The sequence below is a fragment of the Streptomyces sp. CBMA123 genome (assembly GCF_014596465.1).
Taxonomy (GTDB): Bacteria; Actinomycetota; Actinomycetes; order Streptomycetales; family Streptomycetaceae; genus Kitasatospora.
This window is the reverse complement of the sequence record NZ_MECK01000635.1, coordinates 18,948-31,147: the sequence shown is the minus strand read 5'-3', so window position 1 is coordinate 31,147 and position 12,200 is coordinate 18,948. Positions and strand designations below refer to the sequence as shown.

11 protein-coding genes are annotated in these 12,200 nt (G+C 73.2%); 5 read left to right on the top strand and 6 right to left on the bottom strand.

Features of this window, described 5'->3' with window-relative positions:
* Positions 1–329: 329 nt before the first annotated feature.
* The 3 genes from BG452_RS44110 to BG452_RS44100 form a co-directional block, all read right to left on the bottom strand.
* Positions 330–2,384 carry an acyltransferase family protein gene (locus BG452_RS44110; RefSeq protein WP_317621523.1) on the bottom strand — a complete coding sequence of 685 codons (2,055 nt, stop codon included), beginning with the start codon at positions 2,382–2,384 and terminating at the stop codon, positions 330–332.
* A 278-nt stretch (positions 2,385–2,662) separates the two neighbouring features.
* On the bottom strand, positions 2,663–4,387 hold the full coding sequence (locus BG452_RS44105; protein ID WP_317621522.1) for a cellulose synthase catalytic subunit: 1,725 nt from the start codon (positions 4,385–4,387) through the stop codon (positions 2,663–2,665).
* A 186-nt stretch (positions 4,388–4,573) separates the two neighbouring features.
* Entirely contained in the window at positions 4,574–5,143 is a 570-nt protein-coding gene (locus BG452_RS44100) for a GNAT family N-acetyltransferase (protein ID WP_188310028.1), read from the bottom strand.
* 269 nt (positions 5,144–5,412) lie between these two features.
* Between BG452_RS44100 and BG452_RS44095 the strand changes: the two genes are divergently transcribed.
* On the top strand, positions 5,413–6,309 hold the full coding sequence (locus BG452_RS44095) for a lysozyme (RefSeq protein WP_188310027.1): 897 nt from the start codon (positions 5,413–5,415) through the stop codon (positions 6,307–6,309).
* Positions 6,310–6,381: 72 nt separating this feature from the next.
* Here BG452_RS44095 and BG452_RS44090 read toward each other — a convergent pair whose 3' ends face one another.
* On the bottom strand, positions 6,382–6,753 hold the full coding sequence (locus BG452_RS44090; RefSeq protein WP_188310026.1) for a hypothetical protein: 372 nt from the start codon (positions 6,751–6,753) through the stop codon (positions 6,382–6,384).
* A 605-nt stretch (positions 6,754–7,358) separates the two neighbouring features.
* Positions 7,359–7,988 (bottom strand): maleylpyruvate isomerase N-terminal domain-containing protein, encoded by a 630-nt coding sequence (locus BG452_RS44085; RefSeq protein ID WP_188310025.1) that lies wholly within the window; start codon positions 7,986–7,988, stop codon positions 7,359–7,361.
* 121 nt (positions 7,989–8,109) lie between these two features.
* Here BG452_RS44085 and BG452_RS46780 point away from each other — a divergent pair, with 121 nt between their 5' ends.
* From BG452_RS46780 to BG452_RS44070, 4 genes are all read left to right on the top strand, one after another.
* Positions 8,110–8,244, top strand: coding sequence for a hypothetical protein (locus BG452_RS46780; protein ID WP_317621521.1), 135 nt, complete (start codon positions 8,110–8,112; stop codon positions 8,242–8,244).
* 271 nt (positions 8,245–8,515) lie between these two features.
* Positions 8,516–9,238: a TetR/AcrR family transcriptional regulator gene (locus BG452_RS44080; protein ID WP_188310024.1), complete on the top strand. Its 723-nt coding sequence runs from the start codon at positions 8,516–8,518 to the stop codon at positions 9,236–9,238.
* A 50-nt stretch (positions 9,239–9,288) separates the two neighbouring features.
* Positions 9,289–9,621 carry a hypothetical protein gene (locus BG452_RS44075; protein WP_188310023.1) on the top strand — a complete coding sequence of 111 codons (333 nt, stop codon included), beginning with the start codon at positions 9,289–9,291 and terminating at the stop codon, positions 9,619–9,621.
* A 16-nt stretch (positions 9,622–9,637) separates the two neighbouring features.
* Complete coding sequence (locus BG452_RS44070) at positions 9,638–10,717, top strand: M14 family metallopeptidase (RefSeq protein WP_188310022.1); 1,080 nt, start codon at positions 9,638–9,640, stop codon at positions 10,715–10,717.
* A 91-nt stretch (positions 10,718–10,808) separates the two neighbouring features.
* On the opposite strand, the gene BG452_RS44065 is transcribed toward BG452_RS44070, so the two are convergent.
* Entirely contained in the window at positions 10,809–12,197 is a 1,389-nt protein-coding gene (locus BG452_RS44065) for a hypothetical protein (RefSeq protein ID WP_188310021.1), read from the bottom strand.
* Between the last annotated feature and the right edge of the window lie 3 nt (positions 12,198–12,200).

The following is a 12,200-nucleotide window of genomic DNA, read 5'->3' as shown; positions in this document are numbered from 1 at the left end:
GTCGCGGCTCGCACCCGAGTCCGACCGGCCGGCCGGCGCCGAGCGGGGGCCCGGGTGCGCCGGGGGTCCCGTCGCTCGGCCCGGGCACGATCTGCGACCAGGCCGAGCGGATCGGCCGCTGGTCGGCCGGTTCGGAGCAGGCCCGCCTCTGCCGCGGCGTCTACGGCTGACCCTCGCCGATCGGCCCTGACCGGCGCTGACCGACCCCGCCGGCGCCCGCCACCGCCCCCGGACGGGCGCCCGTCCGGCGGAACGGCCCCGCGAGCCCGTCCCGGGCGGAGCCGGCAGCGGGCAGCGGGCGCCCCGTGCGGGCCGGTTCCCGGTCGGCCTCACCGCGTGCCCAGCAGCTCCTTGTCCAGTCGGGGCGCCAGCACCCGGGCCAGGGTGTCCGTGATGTGCCCGGTGTCCCGGTAGAGCACCACGCCCTCCAGGACGGCCGGGCAGCTCGGCCCGCCGCCCGGGCAGAGCACCGGCCCGAGGTCGAGGGTCCGGACGCCGTAGCGGGCCGCGAGGCCGCCGTCGAGCAGGGGGTCGGGCTCGAAGGCGGTGTCGCGGGGGAAGAAGCAGGCGTCGGAGCGGCCGTCGGAGGCGGCCAGGCAGGTGGGGATGTCCTTGCCGGGCATCGGGGTGTCGCCGAGGTAGGCGAGCGGGGCGCCGAGCGCGGTCAGCCGGTCCAGGGTGCGGGTCCAGCCGGCGGTGCGTTCCTCCTGGCTGCCGTAGCGGTTGAGGCCCGCCAGCAGGACCAGCCGGGGCTTGGGCCCGGAGGTGAGCCGGGTGAGGGTGTTCTCGCGCCAGCGGTCGCACTCGTCGAAGGTGCGGCCGAGGACGTCGTTGCGCACGGTCAGGGTGGCCAGCGGGCAGCCGGGCTTGACCAGCACCTCCAGCGCCCAGTGCCGCTGTTCGGCCATCTTCAGCCCGGCGGAGATCCACTGTCCGGCGTGGGAGTCGCCGAGCAGCACGATCCGGTCAGGGCTGTCCTGGTTGCCGAAGAGGCAGCGGGGGCTGGCGTCGGCGTTGAGCGGGATCTCGCAGCCCTTGCCGGGCGGGAAGTCCTCCCGGGCGCGGGCGAGCGACGGGGTGAGGCCGAGCACCCGGACGCCGGGGGCGAGCAGGGCGGGTCCGTCGACGGCTCCGGCGGGTGCGGCGGCGGGGGTGTCCGCGGTGCCGCCGAGCGCGCGGACGGTGCCGCCGCCGAGGGTGAGGGCGGCGATCAGCGGGATGACCAGGGCGCTGGCGCCGACGGCGAGGCCGCGCCGGGGTACCGGGCTGCTGCCGTACCGCAGCGGCTGTTCGACCAGGCGCAGGGTGAGCCAGGCGGGCAGGGCGCTGGCGGCGGTCAGGGCGAGCAGGACAGCCCAGGGCAGCTGGCCGTAGCGGGCCTGGGCGATGGTCAGTACCGGCCAGTGCCACAGGTACCAGGCGTACGAGAGGCGTCCGGCGGCGCGCAGCGGTCGGGTGGCGAGCAGGCCGCCGACCATCCGGTCGGCGGGGGCGGCGAGCAGCAGGGCGGCGGTGCCGAGGACGGGCAGCAGGGCGGCCGCGCCGGGGAAGGGGGTGGTGCGGTCGTACCGGAAGACCGCCGCGAGGACGGCCGCCAGGCCCGCCCAGCCGAGCAGTCGCAGTGTGCCCGTCAGGGCGCGCCCGGGGGTGCGGGCGGCGAGGGCGCTGCCGAGCAGGGCCGCGCAGGCGCCGGCCGCGAACTCCCAGAGCCGGCTGCCGGTGGAGAAGTAGGCGAGCGGCGCGGAGGTGGCCGTCCAGCGCAGGCAGAGGGCCAGCGAGGTCCCGCCGATGGCGAGGGTGGCGAGGGTGATCGCCAGGGTGCGGCGGCGGCCGTGCAGGTAGCGGGCGAGGCCGAGCAGCAGGACGCCCCAGAGCAGGTAGAACTGGTTCTCCACGCCGAGGGACCAGAAGTGCTGGAGCGGGCTGGGGTCGCGTTCGGCGGCGAGGTAGTCGGTCTGCTGTCCGACGAAGCGCCAGTTGGCGAACTGGCCGGCGGCGGCGATGAGGTCGCGGGCGAGGTCGGTGCCGCGCAGTGGGTCGAGCAGGGCCCCGCCGGCGGCGGCGGTGGCGACCAGCACGGTGGCGGCGGCGGGCAGGATGCGACGGGCCCGGCGGGCGGCGAAGTCCCACAGGCCGATCGGGCGGCCGGTGAGCAGGCCGGTGATCAGGAAGCCGGAGATGACGAAGAAGATGTCGACGCCGACGAAGCCGCCGGCCGGGCCGGGGACGGCGGCGTGGAAGGCGAGGACGGAGAGCACGGCGATGCCGCGCAGCCCCTCGATGTCGGGGCGGAAGGCGGTGCGCCGGCGGGGCTCGCCGGTCGGCACCGGTTCGGCGGTGGCGGAGGCCGGGGCGGTTTCGGCGGCGACGGCCTGCCGGTCCACCCGGACGACTCCGGGCAGCAGTTCAGCGGAAGGGGACGTGGAAGACGTCGGTGGTACGGCCGTTGACACGGCGGTGCTCCTTGCTGGGCTGGCAGCGGTGGTCGGGCCCGCCGGGCCGATGGGGCGGCCTGGCGGCGGGGTCCGCGCCGGTGGGGCGACGCGCAAGGAAACGCAGCGTTGGATAGTCGGTTCCAGAAAACGGGCGGTTCCAAAAAACGGGCGGTTCCGGAAAACGGTCGGTGCTGGAAGAACAGTCGGTGCTGGAAGAACAGTCGGTGCTAGAAGATCAGCGGATCGGCCCAGCCGGAGGCGAGCACCCCGCACAGCACCAGCACGGCGGTGACGGCGACGGCCTCCGCCCGTCCGAAGCCGAGGTCGGAGCGGCGTCGCACCGGCGCGGCGACCTCGCCGCCCCTGCCGCCGGCCCCGCCGAGCAGCGGCCACAGTTCCCTGATCAGCGGGATCATGGTGTACGCGGTGAGCCCGAGCAGCGCGGTGAGCGCCCAGAAGGGCCGCCAGCCGTACTCCAGCGCGGCGCGCACCAGCCCCGCCCCGCCCGCGAGGACGACGAGGCCGAGCCAGCCGACCCCGAGCCGGGCGACGCCGCGGGCCAGCGCGGTGCCGCCGGAGACGGCGCCGGTGGGCACCCAGTCGGCGGAGCGGCGGCGCAGCGCGTGGGCGATGGCGATCACGTGGCAGAGCCCGCCCAGGAGTTGGACCCGGGTGACCTCGAAGCGCCAGCGGGTGCGGGACATCGCGGGCAGCAGCACCAGGGCGACCCAGATCGGCGGCAGGAAGGGCAGCACCTGCCAGGGCTGGATCTGCTCGGGGGCGAAGAACAGCATGATCAGCGCGGGCAGCGGCACGGCGAACACGTTCACCGCGCTGGTGACGTAGCCGAGGATGCCGTTCCAGAAGCAGAGCCGGGCCGAGCGCGGCAGGGGTCCACGGCGGAAGTCCGGGTCGCGGACGAGGGCCAGGGAGCCGAGGCACCAGCGGTACTGCTGGCTGATGAAGGCGGGCAGGCCGGTGGGCGACATGCCCTTGGCGACCAGCGCGGGGACGTAGCGGGTGCTCCAGCCGGCCCGGGCGAGGGCGAGGCCGGTGTAGAGGTCCTCGCTGTGGTCGATCTCGGCGAAGCCGCCGATCCGTTGCAGGGCGGCGCGTCGGTAGAGCGCGTTGGTGCCGCAGCAGACGGTGCCGTCCTGGGCGTCCCGGGAGGGCTGGATCCAGCGGTAGAAGATCTCCTGGGTCGCTCCCGCGGCGCGTTCGAGCCATGACATGTCGGCGTCGGTGTCGAAGCACTGCGGGCTCTGCACGATGCCGACCCCGGGGTTGTCGAGGTAGGGCACCAGGTGGTGCAGGAAGTCGGGGCGCGGGCAGAAGTCGGCGTCGAGCACGGCGATGATCTCGCCGGCGCCCTCGGCCAGGCCGTGGTTGAGGTTGCCGGCCTTCTTGAACCGGCCGCGGTCGGGGCGGGCGCGGTAATGGAAGCCGTAGGAGCGGGCGAGTTCACGGACCTCGGGCCGGTCGGCGTCGTCGAGGACCAGGACGGTGAGTTCACCGGGCCACTGGACGGCGGCGGTGTGCCGGTAGGCGTTGTCCAGGACGGCCAGTGGTTCGCCGGCGGTGGGCAGCAGCAGGTCCACGCTCGGGTGGCGGGCGGGGTTCCAGGCGCGCAGCAGCAGGTCGTGCGAGTCGCGGGTGAAGCGGCGGGCGCGCTGGCCGTCGGTGAGCGAGAGCAGCCACGTGACGGCGTTGAGCACGGTGAGCACCAGGAACGGCCACAGCAGCGGCTTGCTCAGCGCGAACAGGCCGAGGGTGGCGGTGGCTCCCGCGTAGGAGAGGGTGGCGCAGAGCAGCACCCAGCGGCGCTGCGGGCCGAAGTACCAGTAGAGCTCCTGGTCGTCGGGTGGGCTGGGGAGTCGGAGGTCGGGGTCCGCGGGTATCGGGCGCGGACCGGTGTCGGGTGCGGGCATGGCGGTGCCATGGAGTACGGGCATGCGGAGATGGCCCCCCTGGGCATCGGACGGAACCTTGCCGTTCGACCACAGCCTCTCATATTGGTCTGGACCAATCATGAACGAGGTGTGACATCTCCGCATCGCCCCAGCTCAACGACTTGATGCCGCGTCAGTAGCACGACGGACCGTCAAACGATCAACAAACCGGCCCGCTTCCACCCACCCTCAGGCCGCCTTCAACTCCTTGATCAGCCGCTCGAAGCGGAGGTCCGGCCGGCGCGGGATGCCGAACCGCTCGTCCCCGTACGGGAAGGGGCTGTACTCGCCGGTCCGGCGGAAGCCGCGCCGCTCGTACCAGGCGATCAGCTCCGCGCGCTGCTCGATCACCGTCATCTCCATCGCGCCGACGCCCCACTCCTCGCCCGCCAGCCGCTCCGCCCGGGCCAGCACCGCCCGGCCGATCCCGCCGCCCTGCAGGCCGGGACGCACCGAGAACATGCCGAAGTAGGCGCGGTCGCCGCGCCGTTCCAGCTGGCAGCAGGCCAGCAGCTCGCCGTCCCGCTCGGCCAGCAGCACCAGCCCGTCGGTGTGGCCGACGGCCTCCGCCACGGCCTCGGCATCGGTGCGCCGCCCGCCCAGCAGGTCCGCCTCGCTGGTCCAGCCGGCCTTGCTGGCCTCGCCCCGGTAGGCGGACTCGACCAGCGCGACCAGGGCCGGGACGTCGGCGAGGGTCGCGGTACGGAAGGCGGGTTCCCCGGTGGGCTCGGTGGCGGGCCCGGTGGCGGTTTCGGACATGGCGGTTCCCCTTCTCAGGCAGGTCGGCTCGATCCGGGCATCGTGCCACAGCGAGCACACCCCCACCGCGAGGACCATGGCCGTCACCGCCAGGGGAGGGCGACTCGCCGTGTGGCCGCGGAGCCTGGCGCAGCTGGCGGGTACATGGCTACCCTGCTCCCCGGCCGGTGCCGACCACCGGCCGTACCGGGCCCGTCCGGCCCATCCGTAACGGGCTCGTCCGTACCGGGCTCGTCGAGCCCGGCCGCACCGGAACCAGAGGAGTGTCCATGCCCCGCTCTTCCCGCTCCGCCCGCCCCACCGGTCCCACCAGACCGGGAGCCCGCCGCCGGCTCCCCGTACTGGCCGCACTCGCCGCCGCGACCGCCCTGGTCGCCGGCGCCACCGCGCCCGCGTACGCGGCCGACCCAGCCCCTCTCGCCCCCGCCCCCACCACCGAGCACCGCCCGGCCTTCCACCCCGACCGCGACTTCGCCGGCTCCACCGTCGCCGCCCACGAGGGCCGCACCCCCGGCTCGCCCCCCGCCCTGCTCGACGCCGCCCAGACCCCCGGCCTGGATGTCGCCAGCTACCAGGGCAACGTCGACTGGACCACCACCGCGGCCAACGGCGCCCAGTTCGCCTACGTCAAGGCCACCGAGGGCACCAGCTACACCAACCCGTACTTCGCCCAGCAGTACAACGGCTCCTACAACGCCGGACTGATCCGCGGCGCCTATCACTTCGCACTGCCGGACCACTCCTCCGGCACCGCCCAGGCCAACTGGTTCGTCGACCACGGCGGCGGCTGGTCCGCCGACGGCGCCACCCTGCCGCCCGCCCTGGACATCGAGTACAACCCGTACGGCGCCAGCTGCTACGGCCTCAGCCAGAGCGCCATGGTCGGCTGGATCCGCGACTTCAGCAACACCGTCCTCAACCGCACCGGCCGCTACCCGACGATCTACACCACGACCAACTGGTGGTCGGGCTGCACCGGGAACTACGGCGGCTTCGGCGCCACCAACCCCCTCTGGATCGCCCGTTACTCGTCCACCGCCGGCACCCTGCCCAACGGCTGGGGCTACCAGACCTTCTGGCAGTACTCCGACTCCGGCACCTTCCCCGGTGACCAGGACCTGTTCAACGGCGCCGCCGACCGGCTGAGCGCCCTCGCGCTGGGCTGACGCGGAAAGAGCGGCTCCCCGTGGGTACGGGGAGCCGCTCGGCGCGCGGAACCGCTCGACGCACGGAACCACTCAGCGCGGGTCGGTCAACTCCGGTGCGAACACCGTGCCCAGCGGCTCCGGCCCCACGTACTGCTGGCAGTTGCACTGCCCGGGCTCGAAGCGCACCGGGCGGCGGTCGGCGTCCCAGGCGGTGGGCGTCTCGACCACCTCGTGGCAGCGGCCCTGCCGGTCGTGCTTGGCCAGGTGGTGGGTGCAGCCGCAGACCGGCTCGGGCGGCCGGTGGGCCTCCTCCAGGACGAGGCGCTGCCGGTGCTGGGCGTCGAGCAGTTCGAGCTTGCGCTCATGCCGGTCCTTGATGTCCCGGCGCACCCGGTTGGCGATGTTCCCGCCCCCGTAGAGGACAGCCGGTACCAGCCACCACAGGTTCCACAACGAGTCCATCGACGCCCCCCAGCCCTGCCGTTCTTCTGGTGCAGATCATACGACCGACCAGCGCGTACGGCTCCCGCGCGGGATCGCCCCCGCCCAGGGGTGGTGAACTGCCGGCGGTTGAGTGTTGTTGAGTGATCTTTGCTGTTCATGGCCGCTTCCGGCAACTCGTCGACGGCATGCCCACGGGCAGACTTCGTGCCAGGCTCGCCGCCATGACCGCCGAAGCCGGAATCGGTGTGATCGCGGTCGATCCCGCCTACACCAGCATGTGGGGCGCGCAGCACCGGCAGGCCCCGCTCTCCACACCCCGACGCCCCGCCGGCCGCCACCAGGCTGCCGCCGTGGCGATCGGCAGACGCGCCCTCGGCCACCGGATCAGGCGACGGACGGCACCCGTGCACACCAGAGCGATGTGCACGGGCATCGGACCGCCCAGGCCCGACCCGGCGACCAGGGGCGTGAGGGAAACCGCCCCGCGCACCCGGACCACGGACACGATCCGTGCGCGCCGAACGCGGCAGGAACGCGGTCGACCAGCCCATCCACAACCGTTCGGGATGGGCGCAGTGCCGGATTGACCTCGATGGTCACTTCTGATCACTGTCCAGGAACGGTCAGCGGATGACCGGCAGCACCGGCTCCGAACTGCGGCCCGCCGCCGCCTCGATGAAGGCCACCGGGTCGGCGACCTCGGCCAGCAGCGCACGGGTGAAGTGCAGCGCTCCCTCGGCCGGCGCCGGCCCGCCGACCGCCGCGATCAGGTCGAGCAGGTGGACGGTCGCCTCCATCAGCGCCACCTCGCCGAGCGCCCCCACCGTCACGGGGCCGAGCAGCGGGTGCGCCACCACCGTGTCGGGCGTGAGGTCCGCGATCCCGGCCAGGGCGGCCGGCCCCTCGGTGCCGAACCGGGCGATCAGCGTGGCCGGTTCGGTCACCTTGGCGGCCTCCTTGGCCAGGTCGGCGACCTGCCCGGCGGCGGTGTGGGCGAGCCCGCCCGGCTGGTTGAACGTCCGCAGCATGTCCGCCCCGCGGGTCAGCCCGGCCGGGGCGTCGACCACGATGGCGCGCAGCCCGGCGAACTGCTCGGGCACCGGCGCCACATGCGCGTACAGGTCCCGTACGGTCCACTCGGTCAGCCGGGTGGGCCGGTCCCAGTCCGCCGCGCTCAGGGCCGCACCGCGTTCCGCCCAGGACGACCACGCCTCGACCAACAGCTCGTTGACGCGGGTGTTCTGACTGCTCATCGGTACCTCCTCGAACCAATGTTCACCGGAGTGCCCCACAGTACCCGCCGTCACGGGCAAAACCCCTTGCACCCCCTACCGCACCGCCGTCACCGCCCTGCCCGGCCGCGGCTCCTCCGTCTTGACCGCGCCGACCCCGCCCGGCCCGGTGCGCGCCTTCCCGACCCTGCTCGGGATCACCCTGCCCAACCCGCTCGCCGTGCCGTCCTTCGCCGCCCTGGTCGGCGGGCTCGCCCTCCGGCTGCTGCTCGGCTGATCGCCCCCGACCGCCGCACCCCGGACCACCACACCCCCCAGCCCCACCGCACCCCAGCACCACCGCACCCCAGCACCCCAGCACCCCAGCACCACCGCAGCCTGACACCACCGCATTCCGGCATCGACTACGCTCCGTCACCGATCATGGTGCAACCAAGGCCTGTTTCCGACCTATTCGTCCCTTGTATCCTGGTTCTGTATCCGCTGCGTCACCTGCCGCCTGTCCGGCCGGGGCACGGCCGACGGTGCCGACTCGGAGGAGTGCGGACATGGTTGAGCGGGACGGGCCCGAGAAGCGGGGTCGCCTGAGTCGTCCACTGGTGCTGGCCGCCGCCGTCGCCCTGGTGGACCGCGAAGGCCTCGCCGCGCTCACCATGCGCAGACTGGCGGCGGAGCTGGGCGTCGAGTCGATGGCGCTGTACCGCTACACCCCCGGCAAGGAAGCCCTGCTGGACGGCCTGACCGAGGCCTACTTCACCGAGATCAACGCCCGGCTGCGCACCAGCCCCGGTCGCGGCCCGGACGAGCCCCAGTGGCGGATGGAGCTGCGGCGGATCGCCCAGGCCTTCGCCGCCGTGGCGCACGCCCACCCCGAGATCCTGCCGCTGGTCGCGACCCGCCCGCTGGCCGTCCCGGTGTCCCGCCGGCCCGCGCCGGCCCTCGATCTGACCGAGCACATCCTGTCGGTGCTCGGCCGGGCCGGCTTCGACGACGCCACCGCCCTGACCGTCTACCGCACCTTCGTGGCCTGGAACCTCGGCTGCCTGCTGGTGGACAAGCGCCAGGTGGTCGACAACCCCGAAGAGCCGGACCCGGTGCTGCGGCTGGGCCTGCACCGGCTGCCCGCCGCCGACTACCCGCGGTTGCGGGCGCTGGTCCCCCGCTTCGCCGACTTCGACGACCGCGCCGAAATGCTGGCCGGCCTGGACAGCCTGCTGGACGGGATGCCGGAGCCACCCCTTGACGGGTTCTACGACGGCGGCGGATCCTGAGGATACGAGGTACACGTCGGACATATCCGTACTCATCACCCGAGGTCGTCATGTCCGCCGTCCCATCCGCATCATCCACCCCTCCCCGGCCCGACATCCTCCGGCTCCGCGTCACCGCCAAGGACGCGGAGACCCTGCTCGCGCTGCTGCGCGACACCCGCCCCGACACCGGGGGACACCCCCAGCCGGAGCCGGACGGCCGGATCGGCATCGACGTCTACGCCCCGGACGCCCAGGTGGCCGCCCTCGAACGCGAGGGCGTCACGGTCACCCGGCTCGGGAACGCCAGCGAGGACGGGCGGGCCGCCCAGGCCGAGGTCGGCGCCGGCGACCGGTTCGCCGCCGCCGTCCCGCACGGCCTGGCCGCCAAGCTCACCGGCTGACCGGGGAGGGCCCGTCATGTCGTACCTGAACATCACCGAGGTCGAATCCGCCGTGACCAGCCTGGCCGGCGCCTACCCCGGCCTCACCGAGCTCATCACCCTGCCCGAGCCCTCGATCGAGGGCCGCACCGCCCACGCCCTGCGGATCGGCGCACCCACCGCCACCGGCCCCAAGAGCTGCGTGATGATGATCGGCGGCGTGCACGCCCGCGAGTGGGGCAGCTGCGAGATCCTCGTCCACCTCGCCGCCGACCTGCTGGAGGCCTACCAGTCCGGCACCGGCCTCGGCTACGGCGGCACCGCCTTCACCGCCGACCAGGTGCGCGGACTGCTCCAGCGGCTGGACTTCGTGCTCTTCCCGCTGGTCAACCCGGACGGCCGGCTGCACAGCCAGACCGTCGACCCGATGTGGCGCAAGAACCGCAACCCGGCCAACTCCGGCGGCAGCGCGAACCCGGACTGTATCGGCATCGATCTCAACCGCAACTACGACTTCCTGTTCGACTTCACCACCGCCTTCGCCCCGACCGCCACCCCCCAGGTCTCCACCAACCCGTGCGACCAGCAGGTCTACGAGGGCCCGAGCGCCTTCTCCGAGCCCGAGACCCGCAACGTCCGCTGGCTGCTGGACCGGTACCCGCGGACCGGCTGGCTCGTCGACGTGCACAGCTACTCCCAGGACATGCTCTACAACTGGGGCGACGACGAGAACCAGTCCGACGACCCGGGCATGAACTTCCGCAACGCCCGGTACGACGGCAAACGCGGCCTGCCCGGCGACACCGCGTACGCCGAGTACATCCCCAAGGACGACGCCGACAGCGCCCTCGAACTCGCCACCGCCTTCTGCCAGGGCGTCCAGGGCGTGCGCGGCACGGCGTACAAGCCGCTGACCGGGTTCCACCTCTACCCGACCAGCGGGACCAGCGACGACTACGTCTACTCCCGCCACTTCACCGACCCCGACCAGGGCAAGGTGCTCGGCTTCACCGTCGAGTGGGGCGTGAAGTCCTTCCACCCGCCGTGGGCGGAGATGGAGAAGATCGTCCTCGACGTGGACGCCGGGCTCGTCCAGTTCTGCCTGGCCACCGCCTGAACACCCCCGAACCACAGTGCCCGACAGCGGGGCGCCCGCCACGACCGATCGTGGCGGGCGCCTCGACACCGGCGCTCAGCGACACCGGCGCTCAGGCGGCCCGGTGGAAGAAGAACGGGTCGAGGGACGGCAGCACCCGGGTGACACCGTCGAGGGCGAACAGCTGGTGGGTGGTGAAGTTGGCGTTGCGCTGGTACGTCACGCCGACCGGGAAGTTGGCGCTGTCCGGGGTGTTGTTGCCCACGAAGACCCCGTAGAAGTCCTTCCCGATCGTGAGCATCCGGATGTAGTCGCCCAGGTACGGCAGGTGGCCCGGCGGAGCCTTCGGCACGTTGCCGGGGGCCTGGTGCAGGACGTGGCTCTCCATGGTCGTGAAGCCGTCCGAGGTCAGCTCCAGGGCCGTCGTCCACTGGTTCTTGGCGAGCTGCTGGTAGACCAGTCCGACCAGCCCGTCGGAGTTGACCGCCAGCGAGGGGTTCTTGGCGTTGATGAGGTCCTGACGGGCCGCGGCCCACGTCCTCCCTCCGTCGCCCGAGTGCCGGACGTGCAGCACGTAGTCGGTCGGAACGGTGCCGCCGAGGCCGTCGCACCAGGCGATCCAGACGCTGTCGGCGTCGTCGGGGTCGACCGCGATCGACAGGTCCGCGCCGGTCCGCTCCTGGCCCAGCGACGCCACCTGCACGTTGAACGGCACGGTCCGCCCGCTGACCACCGGCTGACCGATGTCGCCGGCCTGGTCCGTGAGGCCCTCGAACGGACCGAGCCCGCCCTTGTCGTCGCGGGTCACCACGACGTCGAAGGTGACGACCAGGGTGTTCTGGTCGAAGCCGGTCCAGTTCTCGAAGGCCGCGTAGACGACCTTGCCGCCGGGGTGGGCGGCGAGCCGGACCGGCGGCCCGTCCTGCGGTGCCGTGGCGGGACGCTGGTCGACCTGGACGTCGGCGAACCCGCCCGTACCCGTACGGGCGTCGGCCGAGACCGCCACCTCGGCGGTCCGGGGCGCGCTGCCGACGATGTTCTTGCCGACGTACACGACGTCCTGGCCCCCGCCGTTGGCTGCGGCGGCACCGGTGACCACCCACGGCTGGTCCGGCGTGTGCTGCGAGGGCACGGTCGCCAACACCGTCATCGGGGTGGTCGAGGCGATGTTCGGCGCCCGCAGGATCTGCAGGTCGTCGGTCCGGCCGTTGAGGATGCCGGTGTAGAGCGTGCCGCCCTGCGCGGCGAAGCCGACGCTGATGTCCCCGGTACCGGTGCCGGGGGAGTTGCCCGGGACGACGCTGTTCAGCACCCAGGTGTCCCCGCCGTCGGTCGAGACGTAGACCGGGGCGAGCGGCCCGCCCAGCGGGTCGGGAGTGAAGGCGGTCGCGACCATCTCCTTCGGGTTCTCCGGGTTGACGGCGAGGTTGGGCTCACCGTCCAGGTTCGCGTCGCCGCTCTGCGCCTTGGGGGTGATGTTGACGACCTTGATGGTGGGCATGTC